This window comes from uncultured Arcticibacterium sp., from assembly GCF_964021845.1.
Classification (GTDB): Bacteria; Bacteroidota; Bacteroidia; order Cytophagales; family Spirosomataceae; genus Arcticibacterium.
Genome location: NZ_CAXHZC010000002.1, coordinates 33,606 through 50,786, shown reverse-complemented (window position 1 = coordinate 50,786; position 17,181 = coordinate 33,606). Strand labels below are relative to the sequence as shown.

16 protein-coding genes are annotated in these 17,181 nt (G+C 37.3%); 11 read left to right on the top strand and 5 right to left on the bottom strand.

The annotated features are described in order from the left end of the window. The first annotated feature begins 197 nt into the window (after positions 1–197). Both AADJ06_RS06940 and AADJ06_RS06935 read left to right on the top strand, forming a co-directional pair. Complete coding sequence (locus AADJ06_RS06940) at positions 198–1,142, top strand: hypothetical protein (RefSeq protein WP_341225696.1); 945 nt, start codon at positions 198–200, stop codon at positions 1,140–1,142. Between the two features lie 61 nt (positions 1,143–1,203). Next, positions 1,204–2,400: a porin gene (locus tag AADJ06_RS06935; RefSeq protein ID WP_341225695.1), complete on the top strand. Its 1,197-nt coding sequence runs from the start codon at positions 1,204–1,206 to the stop codon at positions 2,398–2,400. 2 nt (positions 2,401–2,402) lie between these two features. On the opposite strand, the gene AADJ06_RS06930 is transcribed toward AADJ06_RS06935, so the two are convergent. Beyond that, positions 2,403–2,957: a DUF255 domain-containing protein gene (locus tag AADJ06_RS06930; RefSeq protein WP_341225694.1), complete on the bottom strand. Its 555-nt coding sequence runs from the start codon at positions 2,955–2,957 to the stop codon at positions 2,403–2,405. 413 nt (positions 2,958–3,370) lie between these two features. Here AADJ06_RS06930 and AADJ06_RS06925 point away from each other — a divergent pair, with 413 nt between their 5' ends. From AADJ06_RS06925 to AADJ06_RS06910, 4 genes are all read left to right on the top strand, one after another. Further along, positions 3,371–4,003 (top strand): peroxiredoxin, encoded by a 633-nt coding sequence (locus tag AADJ06_RS06925; protein ID WP_341225693.1) that lies wholly within the window; start codon positions 3,371–3,373, stop codon positions 4,001–4,003. 107 nt (positions 4,004–4,110) lie between these two features. Beyond that, positions 4,111–4,725 (top strand): MarC family protein, encoded by a 615-nt coding sequence (locus AADJ06_RS06920; protein WP_341225692.1) that lies wholly within the window; start codon positions 4,111–4,113, stop codon positions 4,723–4,725. An 8-nt stretch (positions 4,726–4,733) separates the two neighbouring features. After that, entirely contained in the window at positions 4,734–5,423 is a 690-nt protein-coding gene (locus AADJ06_RS06915; RefSeq protein ID WP_341225691.1) for a DUF2461 domain-containing protein, read from the top strand. A gap of 162 nt (positions 5,424–5,585) precedes the next feature. Then, positions 5,586–6,500 (top strand): OmpA family protein, encoded by a 915-nt coding sequence (locus AADJ06_RS06910; RefSeq protein ID WP_341225690.1) that lies wholly within the window; start codon positions 5,586–5,588, stop codon positions 6,498–6,500. 73 nt (positions 6,501–6,573) lie between these two features. On the opposite strand, the gene uvrB is transcribed toward AADJ06_RS06910, so the two are convergent. After that, complete coding sequence (gene uvrB, locus AADJ06_RS06905; protein WP_341225689.1) at positions 6,574–8,604, bottom strand: excinuclease ABC subunit UvrB; 2,031 nt, start codon at positions 8,602–8,604, stop codon at positions 6,574–6,576. Between the two features lie 128 nt (positions 8,605–8,732). Between uvrB and AADJ06_RS06900 the strand changes: the two genes are divergently transcribed. The 4 genes from AADJ06_RS06900 to AADJ06_RS06885 all read left to right on the top strand — a co-directional run bounded on the left by AADJ06_RS06900 (position 8,733) and on the right by AADJ06_RS06885 (position 11,386). After that, positions 8,733–9,575: a carbon-nitrogen hydrolase family protein gene (locus tag AADJ06_RS06900; RefSeq protein WP_341225688.1), complete on the top strand. Its 843-nt coding sequence runs from the start codon at positions 8,733–8,735 to the stop codon at positions 9,573–9,575. Between the two features lie 127 nt (positions 9,576–9,702). Next, on the top strand, positions 9,703–10,614 hold the full coding sequence (locus tag AADJ06_RS06895) for an alpha/beta hydrolase (protein ID WP_341225687.1): 912 nt from the start codon (positions 9,703–9,705) through the stop codon (positions 10,612–10,614). Further along, positions 10,614–11,045 carry an RHS repeat-associated core domain-containing protein gene (locus tag AADJ06_RS06890; RefSeq protein ID WP_341225686.1) on the top strand — a complete coding sequence of 144 codons (432 nt, stop codon included), beginning with the start codon at positions 10,614–10,616 and terminating at the stop codon, positions 11,043–11,045. Before AADJ06_RS06895 ends, AADJ06_RS06890 begins: the two co-directional genes overlap by 1 nt. A gap of 68 nt (positions 11,046–11,113) precedes the next feature. Further along, positions 11,114–11,386 carry a hypothetical protein gene (locus tag AADJ06_RS06885; protein ID WP_341225685.1) on the top strand — a complete coding sequence of 91 codons (273 nt, stop codon included), beginning with the start codon at positions 11,114–11,116 and terminating at the stop codon, positions 11,384–11,386. Between the two features lie 864 nt (positions 11,387–12,250). On the opposite strand, the gene AADJ06_RS06880 is transcribed toward AADJ06_RS06885, so the two are convergent. Then, positions 12,251–13,117 carry a glycoside hydrolase family 16 protein gene (locus AADJ06_RS06880; protein WP_341225684.1) on the bottom strand — a complete coding sequence of 289 codons (867 nt, stop codon included), beginning with the start codon at positions 13,115–13,117 and terminating at the stop codon, positions 12,251–12,253. Between the two features lie 116 nt (positions 13,118–13,233). On the opposite strand from AADJ06_RS06880, the gene AADJ06_RS06875 reads away from it, so the two are divergent. Further along, entirely contained in the window at positions 13,234–14,388 is a 1,155-nt protein-coding gene (locus tag AADJ06_RS06875) for a DEAD/DEAH box helicase (RefSeq protein ID WP_341225683.1), read from the top strand. Here AADJ06_RS06875 and AADJ06_RS06870 read toward each other — a convergent pair whose 3' ends face one another. Further along, positions 14,389–14,874 carry a biopolymer transporter ExbD gene (locus AADJ06_RS06870; RefSeq protein WP_341225682.1) on the bottom strand — a complete coding sequence of 162 codons (486 nt, stop codon included), beginning with the start codon at positions 14,872–14,874 and terminating at the stop codon, positions 14,389–14,391. A gap of 150 nt (positions 14,875–15,024) precedes the next feature. Next, positions 15,025–17,133 carry a M3 family metallopeptidase gene (locus AADJ06_RS06865; RefSeq protein WP_341225681.1) on the bottom strand — a complete coding sequence of 703 codons (2,109 nt, stop codon included), beginning with the start codon at positions 17,131–17,133 and terminating at the stop codon, positions 15,025–15,027. Positions 17,134–17,181 lie beyond the last annotated feature (48 nt).

The following is a 17,181-nucleotide window of genomic DNA, read 5'->3' as shown; positions in this document are numbered from 1 at the left end:
GCCAATAAGTATATGAGTTAAGTATAAAAGTCTTAAAATAAGTGCCTTTTCCCGAATTAAGAGGATTTGTGCAAAGTGTTTTGGAGGTGTTTTGGAGTAGCACCGGCCGAAAAGCCTTTCAAGTTTTCTATTTGGGAGTAAGGATGGTATACAATTATTAGCTTAGCAAATATTATTTTAAAGGTAATTTTTAAAAAATGGAGCAGTTCCTTTCTATTTTCTTTTTCTTGTTAGCATCCTATTCTGTAATAGCCAATGATTCTATTCAGACTTTAGGAACATGGATGTCGTCTAATAAAAAGACTCCTTGGTATTATTTGGCCTTATTTGCTGCGGGTGGTTTAATACTGACAGTCGGGTTTAGTTGGTTTGCCTATGACGGTGACATATCTTATGGACGTTTAGAGAAAATTCCCTTTGTGAAGGTTGAGTGGTATCACGGAATAGCTCCGGTGGTTTTGATATTTTTGACAAGGAAAGGAATACCAGTTTCTACCTCTTTCTTAATTCTGGCCACTTTCGCTTCTACAGTAGTATTAGAGAGTATGCTGCTTAAGTCTATAATAGGGTATGCATTGTCGGCAGTTACAGCCTACATATTTTGGATTCTTATTTCCAAGGTATTAGATGAAAAGGCGAGTATCAGAGGGAGGAATAAAGAGTTATGGCTAAAGCTGCAGTGGGTTTCTACAGGTTTTCTTTGGTGGAGCTGGCTTACACATGATGTTGCTAATATTTCGGTTTTTCTACCAAGGCAAATTTCGTTTCTTCAATTGATATTAATCTTGGTTTTCTTTACAGCAGTTATTTTCTTCATCTTTAGAGAGGGTGGAGGTAAGATTCAAAACATAGTTAGAACCAAAACTAATACGAAGTACGTCCGCTCCGCTACAATAATTGATTTTGTGTACGCCGTTATTTTATTCTTTTTCAAAGAGGTTAATTCTATTCCAATGTCAACCACATGGGTTTTTATTGGATTGTTAACTGGTAGAGAAATGGCAATAACTACACTATCAAAGCATAGAAAAATGAAAAAACTGTTTCCTATTATCTCTAATGATTTTGGCAAATTAGTTATAGGTATGACCATTTCAGTTGTAATAGCACTTGGTGTTAACTACTTGGCTACTCATAGATAAGCACTTTTAGAAGACTGAGGAATTAGTCTTCTTTTAATACCAATATAGAATCAAGAAAAGAATGAATTTTTTAAAAAAGGCGTTGACCTTAATGGTATTGTTATGCCTAAGTTTTATCACTCAACTTACAGCTCAGAAGATTGAATCAGTTAGTGATAACTGGTATGAAAGACTCGGTTTTGGTGGCTATACTCAATTAAGATATAACAGACTTTTTGAAACTACAGATGAATTAGAGTGTGATCAATGCGACAAATCTTTAGGTAAAGACGGTGGCTTTTTCTTGAGGCGGGCACGAGTTAAGTTTGCTGGAAATGTAGCTCCTAAAATGTACGCCTATTTGCAGTTTGACATGGCAACTTCAGGAGGTAGTTCTCTAACCCACCTGTTAAGCCTTAAAGATGCATATTTTGATGTTTCTTTGGATGATGAAAGAGAATATCGGTTTAGAATTGGTCAGAGCAAGGTGCCATATAGTTTTGAAAACATGCAATCGTCTAGTAATAGGCTAGCTTTAGACAGAAACGATGCTTTAAATTCTGCTGCTAAAGATGAACGTGATTTAGGTGTATTCTTTTATTATACGCCTGTCGAAATTAGAAAACGACTTGCTTTTTTAACTAAAAGTGGTCTAAAGGGTTCTGGTGATTATGGAATGTTCGGCTTTGGACTTTACAATGGTCAAGGGGCTGGAAGAGTAGAGAAAAATGATAATATTCATGCGGTTGTAAGAATGACTTATCCTTTTGAATTTGCTAACGGTCAAATAGTTGAAACTAGTATTCAGGCATACAAAGGGAAGTACACAATACCCTTAAGTGAAGGGAACTTGTCTAATCAAAACTTATTTGATGATGAAAGAATCGGGGGAACATTAGTTGTTTACCCACAACCTTTAGGTTTTCAGGCCGAGTATAATGTGGGAAAAGGCCCAGAGTTTAATGCCAGCCTAATGGAAACTGAACTCAAAAACTTAAAAGGCGGCTATGCCCAACTAATGTATAGAGCCACCAAAGGCAAGCACACCTTCATACCATTTCTTAAGTATCAATACTATGATGGCGGAAAGAAATTTGAAGTAGACGCACGCTCTTATTTAGTACGAGATTTTGAACTAGGAGTAGAGTGGCAGTTTAATAAGTATTTTGAACTAGTAGCACTTTACATGATTTCAGATAGAACCTTTGAAGATGCCTTAAGACCGGTTCATCACGTTAAGGGTAATACTTTGAGGTTTCAACTTCAATTAAATTACTAATTTCATAGACTTACTAAAGAGGTCTTAAATATATCTTTATAGGTCGTTGCTTTATAAGCATCAAATGCTTCTTTTTTGTGATAATCTTCACCAATGAAGGTAATTACTTCATGAAAGGCTCTAGCCTCCATATAGCCAGGTATTGGTTGAATCATGTTAAACTCTTCATCTAAATAAACGATGCTAGGATAACTTAGTTTTCCCTGTAAAAGTGCTACAGCTATGTCGTTTGCTCTGTTTTGAGCATTGTATTTATACGTAGTGGTACCCAATGTGATATCTTCACGGCTTTCGGCGTCTAGCTTTACGGCGTAAAAGTTTTCATTTACATATTTTACTACTTCTGGGTTTTTGAAGGTTTTCTTATCCATTACTTTGCACCATCCGCACCAATCTGTATAAACATCGATAATTACTTTCTTTGGATTATTTTGAGCGGCAGCGTAAGCTTCCTCAATACTCATCCAATTAATAGTAGCTTCTGTTTCTTTTTTAAAAGACGAAGTTCCTATAAACAATAAAGCGGTTAAGAGTAAAACAGAGATTCTTTTTAACATGGAAAGTTTTTTTAATATGCTTCTTATAAACATGAAAACGCAAAAAACATTCCAATTATTCTATCTAAACTCAGGATTGCTCTGTACGAATACTCATTTATAGTGTTTTCCTTATTAAAAATATTCAATAAGTGACCATTTCAAAAGTCTTTGCTTAGACATTGGTATTTGTTTTCTATGATAACTCAGAAGTAACTTTTTGTTCTAATATGCAGTCTATACGCCTAATAAGTTTGTCTACGATGATTTATATTTTTAAGCAATTAAGTACAAGCGTCTATTTTTGATGAAAAAACAACTTGGAAAAATGCAATTAAAGTTAAAGGAAATGCTTGTCAAAATTGGTTTAAAGATTGGACTAAAGCGGCTCTTCACAGTAACTTTGCAAACTTGAATTAAAACAGAAATTATATATGTCGTTAGTAGGTAAAAAAGCACCAATTTTTAAGGCAGTAGCTGCCGTTGAAGGATATACTTTAGATGAAAATTTTTCACTAGAGAAGTACATAGGAAAGAATGAGGTTTTATTATTCTTTTACCCAAAGGATTTTACTTTTGTTTGTCCTACTGAGCTTATTGCTTTTCAAAACAAAATAGCTGAGTTTGAAGAGAGAGGTGTAGTAGTAGTAGGATGTTCTACTGATACGGAGCAAACGCACTTGGCATGGTTACGTACGCCAAGAAAGCAAGGCGGGATAGAAGGTGTTAAATACCCAATCGTAGCTGATACAGACAAAACTATCTCAAATAACTTTGGTGTTTTAGGTGGTTCATACCAAATGGCTGACAATGGTCAATTGGAGTTTGTAGGAGAGCCAGTAGCTTTCAGAGGAACATTCTTGATAGATAAAGAAGGAATTGTTCGTCATGAGGTTGTAAACTATTTCCCAATTGGAAGAAGTGTAGACGAAGAATTAAGAACTATTGATGCTTGGCAGTTTAGCCAGAAGTATGGCGAAGTTTGTCCTGCAAACTGGCAGTCTGGTGATGACACACTGAAAGAGAGTCATGAAAGTGTATCAGAATATTTAGCGGCCAACGCCTGATAAAAGAACTTTTCATAAAGTTTAGCCGTCTTAATTTTAAGACGGCTTTTTTTTGCCCTTTAAGTTTTGTATAATCTCAAATACCAGAAAGAAAAATTATAAGATTTATGAAGGAGACTTTTGCAACCATACTATTTCTAATTGCTGTTTTAGACCCGCTTGGCTCAGTACCAGTGTATTTAGAGGCTACTAAGCAGTTTGACATGAAGTATAAAAAGAAGGTGGCCAAAAGAGCTTCTGTAATAGCCTTTTTTATACTTGTGTTTTTTATAGTTATTGGCCAGCTTATTCTAGAAGGTATGGCCGTTTCTCTTGACGCTTTTCAGATTTCTGGTGGCGTTATTTTATTCTTGTTTGCTTTGACCATGATTTTTGGGGACGGAAAGCCTCAAATGGAAAAGCATTTAATCAAGGATTATAAGCACGTAACTATTTTTCCTGTAGCTATTCCTTCCATAGCATCTCCTGGAGCCATAATGGCGGTAGTGCTCATGACTGATAATCATATTTACAGTTTTCAACAGCAATTGATTTTTACGCTATTAGTGGCGGTAGTGGTTGGTTTGACCTGTTTACTTTTATTGGGTGCTAACATAGTTCAAGACAAAGTAGGGGAGTATGGAATTACCGTAATAAGTAAGATTATGGGCCTCATTCTGGCTTCGTATGCCGTTCAGAGTATTTTAAGTGGCTTAAAAGACTTTTTTCACATTGTAAATTAATTTTTTTTATGAAAGAGGCTTTTGATTTTCTTAAGGATTTAAGAGAGAATAACAATAGAGAGTGGTTTCAAGCTCATAAGCTAAGGTATGAGTTAGCACTGGAAAAAGTGATTACAGTGGCCGATGAAATTTTGCTATTGATGCGTAAAGATGACTTGATAGAAACGCCTACAGGAAAGAAAAGCTTGCAAAGAATATATAGAGACGTTCGCTTTTCAAAAGATAAAACACCATATAAAACTAACTGGAGTGGAGGTTTACGGCGAGCTACCGCTCAAAGAAGAGGCGGTTACTATTTCCATTTGGAGCCAAATGGTCGTTCTTATTTAGCGGGAGGTTTTTGGGGTCCGAGTAAAGAGGATATGAAACTTTTGAGGGAACACTTTAGCGAAGAAGCAGATGAATATAGAGCAGTAATTAATGGTGCCGATTTTAAAAAATATTTTGGCGAAGTTAGAGGAGAACAATTGAAAAAGTCACCGAAAGGATATGATATTGAGCATCCAGAAATTGACCTTTTACGATATAAACAATTTTTGCTAAAACATCCTGTGACAGATTTGGAAGTTTTGTCTTCTGATTTTCCTGAAAAGGCAGCCCATGTTTTTGGTAAAATGAGGCCATATTTCGACGTAATGTCTAGTTTTTTGACGACAGACTTAAATGGAATCGAAATAAATTTGGACGTTAAAAGCTAATTCTAGGTATAAAGGGGGCGTTTTTGGAACAGAATTGTGCCTTACGTCTATTAATTAGCTGAAAAGATGTATTCATCTACACAATAACTTGGTTTTGCTATCTCCTTTTGCTTAAGTTTGTAGCAAGATTTTGAAAAATTTAACCAAAAACTCTGATAAAATATGAAATTAACAACACGTCTAGCGGTGATTCTATTGGCATCGGCTGCATTCACCTCTTGTGTGAGTAAGAAAAAATTTGTAGACCTTGAGTCTCAGTTGGCACAGTCTAAAAGCTCTCTTGAAAGCTGCAGCGACGACCTATTGAAATACAAACAAGATTTAACTAAAGCTGAAAACGATTTAGCAAACGAAAGAGCAAGTGCTTCAAACACTGCAAAATTACGTGAAGAGCAAATTGCTGACCTAAGAGGTCAAGTTTCTGATTTGCAGTCTGCTCGTAATCAGCAAATGCAACAAGTAGAAGGTTTAACTGTTTTGTCTAAAGCAGCTGCTGATAACATTGATAAAACTTTAGCTCAACTAGAGCAAAGAGATCAGTATATCAATTTGCTTAGAAATGCTAAAAACAAAGCAGATTCTATGAATCTTGCACTTGCTATCAATTTGACAAAATCTCTTGACGTTGATATCGAAGATGAAGACGTAGAAATTAAAGTTGACAGAACAGTGGTTATGATTAACCTTTCTGATAAAATGCTTTACAGAAGCGGTAGCTCAAGAATCACTGCGAAAGCAAATGATGTATTGGGTAAGATTGCCAAAATTATCAAATCAAGACCTGAGCTTGACGTGATGATAGAAGGTTATACTGATGACCAGTCTATTAATACTGATTGTATTCAGGACAACTGGGACTTAAGTGTTAAAAGAGCTACTTCTGTAGTGAGAGTTCTTCAAAAGAATTTCGGTGTTGACCCTAATAAGTTAATTGCTGCCGGTAGAGGGGAGTATAACGCTATTGCAACAAACGAAACAAGAGAAGGAAGATCAACTAATAGAAGAACAAGAATTATCTTGATGCCTAAAGTTGAGCAATTCTACGACTTATTAAACCCAGATTTAGCTGGAAAATAATTAGTTAAAAGACTTATATGAAAAAAGAGATGTCCAACGGCATCTCTTTTTTTTGTGAAATATGTTATGGTTTTTATAAACCTTGAACTTCCTGTAGTTTCGCTTCTAGTTGTTTTATTTCGTCTCTAAACTTGGCAGCTTGTAAAAAGTCAAGTTCCATTGCAGATTGCTCCATTTTTCTTTTAGATTCTTGAATGAGTTTTTCAAGTTGAGGTTTGTTTAAGAACTGTGTTACTGGGTCTGCAGCAATATTATAAGTTTCGGGCTCTACATAATACCCTCTATTAATAGGTTTAGTATCTGCAATAGAGGTTTGGTCCATAATAGCTTCTTTGCTTTTTAGGATAGTGGTAGGCGTGATGCCGTGAGCTTCGTTATACTCTATTTGAAGAGCTCTACGTCTGCTGGTTTCATCTATGGCTTGTTCCATAGACTTGGTGACTTTATCAGCATACATAATCACTTTACCATTTGAGTTTCTGGCCGCACGGCCAATGGTCTGAATAAGGGAGCGAATATCTCTTAAGAAACCTTCTTTGTCGGCATCCATAATGGCAACCAGAGATACCTCTGGCAAATCAAGCCCCTCTCTCAAAAGATTGACCCCGACTAATACATCAAAAACACCTAATCTTAACTCTCTTAATATCTCAACTCTTTCCAGTGTTTTGACCTCGGAATGAATATAACGGCATTTTATGCCCACTTTGTCAAAATATTTGCTGAGCTCCTCTGCCATTCTTTTGGTAAGTGTCGTAACCAAAACTCGCTCTTCTCGTTTGATTCTAAGGTCAATTTCGTCGAGTAGGTTGTCAATTTGATTTAAACTTGGTCTAACGTCTATCTCGGGGTCTAAAAGACCTGTAGGTCGAATAATTTGCTCAATAATAACACCATCAGACTTGTTTATTTCATAATCAGCTGGTGTGGCAGAAACGTAAATTGATTGCCCGATTAACTCTTCAAATTCAGGGAACTTCAAAGGTCTGTTATCCATGGCGGATGGTAATCGGAAGCCATTTTCTACCAAAGAAACTTTACGAGAGCGGTCTCCACCATACATTGCTCGTATTTGTGGTAAGGTAGCGTGACTCTCGTCTACTACTAAAAGAAAATCTTCAGGGAAATAATCAAATAGACAAAAAGGTCTTTGCCCTGGCTCACGCTTATCAAAATACCTAGAGTAGTTTTCAATTCCACTACAATATCCTAACTCACGCATCATTTCTAGATCAAACTCGGTTCTTTCTTGAATTCGTTCGGCCTCATGAGGCCTTCCTTCTTCTTCAAAATACTTTATCTGTTTTACCATGTCATCCTGAATCTGTTTCATTGATTCTTGCATGACGTCTTTTCCAGTAACAAATAGGTTGGCAGGGTAAATGATGAGTTCGCCAAGGTCGTCCATTTTTTTACCATTAGCCGGGTCTATCATCTGTATTTCTTCAATTTCATCTCCCCAATAAAGAATTCTATAGGCATAATCTGCATAGCCAGGGAAAATATCAACGGTGTCTCCTTTTACTCTGAAGGTACCTCTTCCAAATTCAATTTCTGTTCGAGAGTATAATATATCTACCAAACTATGTAGAAATTGATTTCGGCTTAGCTCTTGCCCTTTTTTTATATGAACTACACTTTTTTGATATTCGGTAGGATTTCCGGCACCATAAATACAAGAAACTGACGCTACTACAATTACGTCTCTCCTACCGGACATTAGTGAGGATACGGTTTTGAGCCTTAGTTTTTCAATCTCTTGATTTATTTGAAGGTCTTTTTCTATATAGGTACCAGTGGTGGCTATGAAGGCCTCCGGTTGATAGTAGTCATAATATGAAACAAAGTATTCGACTTTGTTTTCAGGGAAAAACTGCAAGAACTCACCGTATAATTGAGCCGCCAAAGTTTTGTTATGGCTCAAGATGAGTGTTGGTCTGTTTATTTCTTTGATAACATTAGCTACCGTAAAAGTCTTTCCAGAGCCTGTTACCCCTAAAAGAACCTGATCTTGCTCTCCAGTATTTAGTCCTTGAACCAATTTTTTTATGGCTTGTGGTTGGTCTCCGGTAGGTTTAAAATCTGACGTAAGTTTGAACTCCATTCTTTATAGTTTTCTTGCTTTGCAATATAGTCCAAACAAATGCTTCATCCAGTATAGTTCCGGTTTTTGCTAATTGCTTAAAGTCGGAATAATTAATTAATTTAAAAGTTCAAACCTTATTTCTCTAAATGTTTAAAATCAATATATTTCTCAAACGCCTCAAATTGACTAGATGGCTGCCATTAGTTTCAATTTTCCTCTCTTTTAATATATGTGCTCAAAAAATAGTAAAAGTGGGGATGGCTCAAATTTTCTGTTTAGACAGTGATAAAAGTGGTAACCTAAGGAGAATAGAAAATGCCGTGCTGGAGTCAAAAGAGCAAGGTGCTGAAATTGTAGTATTTCCAGAGATGGCTCTAGTAGGTTGGGTAAACCCTGATGCTCATCATTTGTCAAAACCCATTCCAGGAGAAGATTCTGATTTTTTGGCTCAATTAGCAAAGAAGTACAGTGTATATATTTGTATAGGTTTGGGAGAAAAAGAGGGTGATAAATTGTATGACAGTGCACTTTTAATTAGCGATGAGGGTAACATTCTACTGAAGCACAGAAAGAATAATATACTTACGGAGTTAATGGAGCCATCTTATAGTAAAGGTAATGGTGTGCAGGTAGTTCAGACCAAGTTTGGTAAGATTGGTGTTATGATTTGTGCAGATACCTTTAAGGAAGATTTAATACAGCAGATGTCGGAGCTGAAGCCAGATTTAATGTTGATTCCCTACGGATGGGCAGCTAAGGTAGATGAATGGCCTGAACATGGAAAAGAACTTCATGGTGTAGTTAAGAATATTTCTGAGCGTATAAAGTGTCCGGCAATAGGGGTGGACTTAGTTGGTCAAATTTCTAAGGGACCATGGAAAGGCCTGACTTATGGAGGGCAGAGTGTTGCATACTCTAAATCTGCAGAGTTAGTACATATTTCTAAAGACCGGGATAAGGATATAGTGGTATTGGAAATTGAACTTTAATAATAGACTTTACCTAATCAACCTCGGGACTGATTTATTTATGAAATTTTAAATAGAAGGGGGCAGCTTAGGACAGTAAGTTGACTTGAAACCGCTAAATTGTGGACTAATATCAACCCTCTTAAAAATGAACGAAATTTCAAAAAAACTTATCGGGCTTAAAGCAGTCTTTTTTGTAGGCCTAATTATGATAGGCTTCTCAGCCAACTCCCAAGAGTATGAAACACTGACATACCTAGAAGGCGATACGGCAAGACTTCAATTAGACCTTTTTTTACCTCAGGACAAATCTGCTAAAGATGTACCCTTAATGATTTTTGTACATGGAGGAGGCTTTTCGGTAGGAAATAGAACTTCAGGACATTCGTTTGGCAGGTATTTGTCAAAAAACAATGTAGCCTATGCCACCATTTCCTATACACTATCTAGAAAGGGAAAAGGATTTGGCTGTGATACACCACAAGAAGACAAAATTATGGCCATGAGACTGGCTGCTAGCGAACTTTGGGAGGCCACTGCCTTTCTTTTAGAGAAGGCGGACGAAATTGGTTTTGATAAAAATAAAGTCTTCATTTCAGGAAGTAGTGCTGGAGGAGAGGCAGTGCTGCATGCAGCTTACCTTGATAGAAAAAAGATGAGCTTGCATGGCAACTCTTTACCTAGTGATTTTAAGTATAAGGGCATGGTTTCGGGTGCAGGTGCTCTGATTGACCTGAATCTCATTACTGAAAAAACGGCTATGCCTACTTTGTTTTTTCATGGTAATAAGGATAACGTGGTGCCTTTCGTTACGGCATCTCACCATTACTGCGGACCGGAAACAGTAGGGTGGATGATGCTTTTTGGCTCTCAGCCACTTTATAATCACATGAAGTCATTGGGCGTAAGTGCCCAGTTGCAGGCTTTTGTAGGAGGTAAACACGAGTTTGCGGGTTGGTACTTTCATCATAAACAAGAAGTGCTTTTAAACTTTATGAATAAGGTTTTGGCGGACGAGCAATTCTTTATTGAAGAAGAGGTTGTGGAGAGTGCTAAGTAATGGAGGAACTTCTTGACTATGGGTTTAGAATTTATAACCCAGTTATAGGAAGGTTTAACCATGTTGACCCTTTAGCCATGGATTACGCATATAAGAGTACGTATGATTATGCGGAGAATGACCCTGTCAATGCAATAGATTTAGACGGATTAGAAAAACTTGTTACCAGAGTGTACAATGTTCAACAAAAAATACAAAGTAACGGGAATTACTCATTTAAATTAAATCAGCTAGGCCTTCAATCAATTACAGGTGGTGGAGATTGGAGTGGTTATAAACAGAATGACGTATTTTACTATAACAAGAAGCAATATCAATCTTTAAATGACATAAAGGGTTATAAAGAGTCTAAAGATGGGCAACTAAAGGTCAATTTAGTATCTGGTAGTTTGCGAGCAGCTAGGACTATGCAAAAGTTGGAGATGACATAGAGCTCGCGAGCGTACCTGTTGCGATAGGTGGTCTTGCTTTTGAAGGTGTTGGAGCTTTACCTGGTTTAATGGGGGTTGCAACTGGAGCGGCATTGAATACATTCGAAAGAATTGCTGAAGGTCTGACGAATTGGATGTCTGGTGATAAAAATAAAACGATAGGCTCAGCTTTAGAAATTCTAATTGAAGAGGGTTCAGATCTACTAATTGACCGTGCCTTAAATGGTCCGACGCCCAAAATGTCAAAGAAAACCATAGAATTACTTAAGGTTTCAAATGAAACAGTCAGAGTTCCTACGGAAAGAACTGTCGGCGAAATAATAAACCCATCAGAAGATTAGATGAATTGTTAATTATGATTTGGTTAAATATAATATATTTTCTTGGCAGCATGTTAATGTTTATTCTTGCGAACTGGATATACATTAAATGGAAAGATAATTACCTTAAAAAGTTTTTACTTGAAAGTATGGATGAGATCGGAATGCGGTCCCAATTTAAGTTTATTGCCATACTGCTAGTTCTATTTGCGTTTTGTCTATCCTTTTTTATTAAAATATTAAAGATGTTATGAGTTATGAGTAGCGAATGGCGTCTAGTCGCTCCTATATGTAGTTTAGTTTTTGGTTTATTTTTCTTATTTACCAAAATAAAAAGTTTGAGCCGTATAAGAAGTACTCGTACTATTTAATAGTGATTGGATTTCTTGATTTGGTAATTAAGCTTCTTGATAAATGAAAGGATAGATTAGGTTTTTCCCCGATCTGCGAAGTCTGTGAATTCGTTGCAGTGTTTGAAGGTCTTATGACCTTCCCGTACAGATGGAATTAATGAAGAAGAGTAAAAAAAGAAAGTATAATTCCCTAGCAGAGTTTCACTTACGGGCTCTTCGGTGCACATATGAGAACTAGGGTTAGGTAATAAAATTTGAAACAATTTATAAAAAGAGAAAGAAATATAGAATTGCTAAAAAACACTCCGCTTTGCTAGGTCTTCAGACCTCGCAGGGGTGTTAGTCGATCTTCAGATCGATACTAATTAGAATTAAATGAGTAAAAAAGATGTAGGGTAGCATGGGAGCAGTGCAGGTCTGAAGACCTGCGAACACACGTACGAGGTCAAAAAGACCTCGCACAGCTGATTAAAGAGTTTATATTTAATGAATTAAGGGTTGTCAAATACTAAATAATGGTAGAGCCGTTTTTTTAAAGCGGCTCATAAGACATCCAATCTACTTCTACTTCGTATGGAGCTTCTGGCTTTTCTAAAGAATTGGGATTAGTTTCTACAGACCATTCGTCGGTATGCCAAAAGTTCATGCGGTATTTTGAAGGATGTTGCGGAATACCCAGTTTTGAGCCTTTATAATTCCAAAGAACCAAGGTATCGGAAGTTTCTGGGTGAATCATCCACCACCGCATCTCATCTGATTTCCAATCAAAACCATAGGTATAAAACTGTTTAGAGGCATTATAATCTGGAATTGCTGGAATAGTCTCTGGTTGGTTTTGTAGGCCAGTTAAATCTTTTGGGTTACCCGCATGACCTTCTTTTTCAATGGTATTGAGGATTTTCCCTTCGGCTAAATTGATGGTGCGTCCTATTCTTTGAAGGTTACCTGAAGGACCTGTCCAAGTACCCACATAAATAATTCTAGGGTCTGCAATTAACCATTCAAAGTCAATCTCGCTCAGGCCTAATTCCTTATCCATTTGATAGGTGAAATAACCAACTACGGCTCCCACATTTGGCTGTGTTTCTGTTACGTCTGGCACTTTGAGCCTTGTAGCGTATTGTCCAAAATGCGTTTCTTCTTTGGATATTATTTCTGGGCCTTTTCCCGCACCTGGTTTTTCATCTGGATTTATTTTTAAAGAGAGAATACTAGTGTTTGGTTCTGTGGGAGAGGGTATGCCCATACTATGTTTAAAAGCATCTTTGGTGCCTGCAGACCCATATTGGAAAAACTCGGATTTAGGATTTTCGAAATTTTCTATGAAGTGGTTCGTACTAGACTGCCATCTGGAGGCTCCTAGAAAGATTAGGCTGAGGAGTAAAAGTGCTTTTGTCATATATTAAAATAGGGTTTCGGTATTAGATTACCTTACAATTTAAGTAGAAAACAGTATTGACAATGGTATTCAGAAAAATTAAAGGCAATTTTGCGTTCTGAAAGTAGTATATATTTATGAGTACCGAGAAAACATTTGAGGATTTAGGATTATCGAAACCACTATTGACGGCGATAGCCGCACAAAACTATGGTAAGCCATATCCAATTCAAAAGGAAGCTATTCCTGCAGTTTTATCCGGAAAAGACATCCAAGGCATTGCAAAAACGGGTTCTGGTAAAACGGCGAGTTTCGTTTTACCGATTCTGGAGGGTTTCTTAAATAAGAAAGCTTCCAGAAGAAGGAATTTGAAAGTGTTGATTTTGGTGCCAACACGTGAGCTCGCTATGCAAATTTCGGAGGTGATTTCGGCGTTTACAGAGAACCTAGAAGATGAGGTTAAGAATTTAGCGGTATACGGTGGTGTAAAAGTAAACCAGCAAATGGTGCAGCTAAAAGACACCGAAATATTAGTGGCTACACCAGGGAGGTTGTTAGATTTAATTTCTAGCCAATCGGTGAGTTTGGCAAAAGTAGAAACCCTAGTGCTAGATGAGGCAGACAAAATGCTGGATTTGGGTTTTCAAGAAGAGTTTGGTCAAATCCTGAAACTTCTACCGCAAAAACGCCAAAACTTACTTTTCTCGGCCACGCTAGATACTAAAATTATTGACCTCAAGCGTCTGATTCTAACTGAACCAGTTACTATAGAAATAGAAGAGGAAGAAGAGGCGGTAGAGCAAATCAAACAAATAGCTTATATGGTGAGTATGGAGCGAAAAGGTCCACTGCTTAGATATATTATCAAGAATCAAGAAATTACGAAGGTTTTGATTTTTACGTCATCCATCAGAACAGCGGATAATGTTACCAATAAGCTAAATAGAAACGGGATTAAGGCGAGTGCTATTCACAGTAAAAAGACACAAAGTGCCAGAAACAAAGCCATGCTAGATTTTAAGCTTGGCGAAGTCATTGCTTTAGTGGCTACTGATGTAGCGGCTAGAGGTATTGATATTCATTTTTTGCCTTGTGTCATAAATTATGAACTCCCACGTTCGCCAAAGGATTATGTACACCGCATAGGGCGTACAGGTAGGGCAGGAGCTATGGGAGAAGCCATTTCATTAGTAACTGATGAAGAAGAGCATCATTTTTACATCATCCAGAAAAAGATGGGCAAACGCGTGGAAAAAGTAGCTACAGAAGACTTTGATTTAAAAGGGGTTTAATTAATAAACCATTCTTTCATAAAGCTTCTGTTCTTTTTGGCTTAACTCTACTACAGCTTTTCTAGAAGAGCCCGTAATGGCTGTTTCGTCTAAAATATCAACGGCGTTTTTCCAGTTAGAATCATCCGTTGGTTTTATGATGACCGTCCAAAGTTCAGGGTCAATGGCCTCTTTTTTCAAAGCAATAATTGTTTTTCTGATGCCTTCTGGCGAGAAGTTAGTTTCCTTAATGTCCTTTTCACTAAGTCTACCTATTTCTTCCTGATGCCAGTAAAGCTTATTGTCTTTCCCCAAAATAACGGTCATAGAGTTACTTTTCTTAATAGGAGCTCCTTCAACCCCTTTGTCACTCGGCATGTTTAAATCCATGGTGTTTGGTGTGCTAAAGGTGGTGGTGTAAATGAAAAATGTGATTAGAAGAAAGCCTAAGTCTACCAATGGGGTCATGTCTGGCTTGCCAGACTTCTTGTTTGTTACTTCTGCCATGATTGTATGATTTATAATGAACTAAATATTTAGTTGGAAGTAGTAAGAAGCAATCAAAACTAAAAGTATAGTTGAATGAATTTTATTTAATTTAAAAGAAAAGAGGAGCCAAATGACTCCTCTTTAATCAGTAAATTCGAATTCCATTTTCTATTTAGCAAAACCTCTATCACGCATTAATGCGTCAATAGTGGCGTCTCTACCTCTAAATCTTCTGTAGGCTTCGGCTGGGTCTTCAGTGTTTCTTGGGGCAAAGAGTATTTCTTTCATTTTCTTTGCTAATTCTTTGTCGTAAAAACCTCCTGGTGCTTCTGCAAATGCTTCTGCGGCATCAGCGGTAAGTACATCTGCCCACATATAACCATAATAGGCCGTGGCGTAGCCTTCTCCTCTAAACACATGATTAAAGTGTGGCGAACGGTGTCTCATGACCAATTCCTTTGGCATATTGATGTTTTCTAAAGTTTCTCTTTCAAAGCTATCTACATCTAAATCAGTAGGGTCCATCATGTGATATTTCATATCCATAATAGCAGATGCCATGTATTCCGTAGTACTAAAACCCTGGTTGAAATTAGACGCTTCTTTGATTTTAGCTACCAAACCTTTAGGCATAGATTCTCCTGTTTTATAATGAACCAGATAGTTTTCAATAACAGCGTCAGTACTTAACCAACGCTCTAATAACTGAGACTGGAATTCACCATAGTCCCTTAAGCTACCGTCTAGTTTTGGGTACTTAACATTAGCAGATAAATAATGTAAAGCATGCCCCATTTCATGGAAAAAGGTGGTAGCATCATCCCAAGAAATTAAAACAGGTTCGCCGGGCTCACCTTTTACAAAGTTAGAATTGTTAGAGCATAACACCGTTTCTTCTTCTCCCATGTCTGTATGACCTCTGTAAGTGGTAGCCCATGCTCCTGAGCGTTTCCCTTTTCTGGCGTAAGGGTCTAAGTACCAAAGCCCAATATGCTTATCAGAGTTTTTGTCTTTTACTTCCCATACGCGTACATCTTCATGAAAAACTGGAACAGTTCCGTCTGTGATTTCGGAGAATTTAAAGTCAAATAGTTCTCCTGCCACATAAAACATGGCTTCTCTCAGCTTATCTAGTTGTAAGTATTGCTTTACTTCGTCGCTATCTAAATCGTATTTTTTCTTTCTTACTTTTTCGGCGTAAAATCTATAGTCCCAAGGTTCTATTTTGATGTTTGCTCCCTCGGCATCAGCTACAGTTTGCATGTCTTTTACTTCTTCATCTACACGAGCTATGGCACTAGGCCAAACAGCATCTAGCAGTGCTAAAGCATTTTCTGGGGTCTTAGCCATTCGGTTTTGTAATCGCCATTGGGCGTAATTATCAAAGCCCAATAGATGAACTCGCTCATTTCTTAGTTGGAGTATTTTCACAATCACCTCATTGTTGTCAAACTCGTCACCATTGTCGCCTCTAGCATAGTAGTTTTTCCAAACCTTTTCTCTCAGTTCTCTTTCTGTGGAGTTGGTTAAAAATGGGTCCATAGAAGAGCGAGTATTGGTAATGGCATATTTGCCATCTTGGCCATTGGCTTCAGCGGCACTCGCAGCACTTTTAATAAATGCTTCTGAAAGGCCACCTAACTCACTTTCTTCTAAATAGGTAATGTAACCTTCTTCATCATGCAACACATTATTACCAAAAATAGTAGAAAGCTCAGACAGTTCTTTGTTGATTTCGGCATACCTTTTTTTCTTTTCAGCATCTAGTTCTGCACCGTTTAGAGCAAAGTCCTGATAGGTTAATAAGGTCACACGCTGCTGGTCTACTGGAAGCGGGTTTTCTAAGCTCGCTTCATAGACAGTTTTTACACGTTGAAAAAGTTTTTCGTTCTGCGTTATCTTGGAATTATATTCAGATAGCTGACCAGCCAAATCTCCTTCAATAGCTCTGAACTCATCTGTGGAGGTATTGGAACTATAAATTCCGTAGTATGGGTAAACCTTATCCAAGTCGGTTCCACTTTTTTCCATAGCCAGAATAGTATTCTCAAAAGTAGCTGGCTCAGTATTATTCGCTATTTCATCTAACTCCTTTAGATGATTAGCAATGCCTGTTTCCATGGCATCTTTTAAATGATTGACATCCATTTTGTCAAAGGCTGGGACACCTCCATAAGGGCCAGCCCATTTTTCTAGGAGAACATTTTCTGATGGCTTTTCGCAAGAAATAGCCAAGGTTCCCACTGCCAGGATGCAGGAGATGATGATTTTAGACATATTTAGTTTTTTGATGAATTCTTCAAAATTAGTGATTTTGAGTGGGTC

Coding starts and splice junctions, on each gene's coding strand:
- AADJ06_RS06875 (WP_341225683.1), top strand. CDS start 13,234: ATGAGTACCGAGAAAACATTTGAGGATTTAGGATTATCGAAACCACTA.
- AADJ06_RS06895 (WP_341225687.1), top strand. CDS start 9,703: ATGAACGAAATTTCAAAAAAACTTATCGGGCTTAAAGCAGTCTTTTTT.
- AADJ06_RS06920 (WP_341225692.1), top strand. CDS start 4,111: ATGAAGGAGACTTTTGCAACCATACTATTTCTAATTGCTGTTTTAGAC.
- AADJ06_RS06935 (WP_341225695.1), top strand. CDS start 1,204: ATGAATTTTTTAAAAAAGGCGTTGACCTTAATGGTATTGTTATGCCTA.
- AADJ06_RS06880 (WP_341225684.1), bottom strand. CDS start 13,117: ATGACAAAAGCACTTTTACTCCTCAGCCTAATCTTTCTAGGAGCCTCC.
- AADJ06_RS06910 (WP_341225690.1), top strand. CDS start 5,586: ATGAAATTAACAACACGTCTAGCGGTGATTCTATTGGCATCGGCTGCA.
- AADJ06_RS06900 (WP_341225688.1), top strand. CDS start 8,733: ATGTTTAAAATCAATATATTTCTCAAACGCCTCAAATTGACTAGATGG.
- AADJ06_RS06885 (WP_341225685.1), top strand. CDS start 11,114: ATGGGGGTTGCAACTGGAGCGGCATTGAATACATTCGAAAGAATTGCT.
- uvrB (WP_341225689.1), bottom strand. CDS start 8,604: ATGGAGTTCAAACTTACGTCAGATTTTAAACCTACCGGAGACCAACCA.
- AADJ06_RS06925 (WP_341225693.1), top strand. CDS start 3,371: ATGTCGTTAGTAGGTAAAAAAGCACCAATTTTTAAGGCAGTAGCTGCC.
- AADJ06_RS06865 (WP_341225681.1), bottom strand. CDS start 17,133: ATGTCTAAAATCATCATCTCCTGCATCCTGGCAGTGGGAACCTTGGCT.
- AADJ06_RS06870 (WP_341225682.1), bottom strand. CDS start 14,874: ATGGCAGAAGTAACAAACAAGAAGTCTGGCAAGCCAGACATGACCCCA.
- AADJ06_RS06915 (WP_341225691.1), top strand. CDS start 4,734: ATGAAAGAGGCTTTTGATTTTCTTAAGGATTTAAGAGAGAATAACAAT.
- AADJ06_RS06930 (WP_341225694.1), bottom strand. CDS start 2,957: ATGTTAAAAAGAATCTCTGTTTTACTCTTAACCGCTTTATTGTTTATA.
- AADJ06_RS06940 (WP_341225696.1), top strand. CDS start 198: ATGGAGCAGTTCCTTTCTATTTTCTTTTTCTTGTTAGCATCCTATTCT.
- AADJ06_RS06890 (WP_341225686.1), top strand. CDS start 10,614: ATGGAGGAACTTCTTGACTATGGGTTTAGAATTTATAACCCAGTTATA.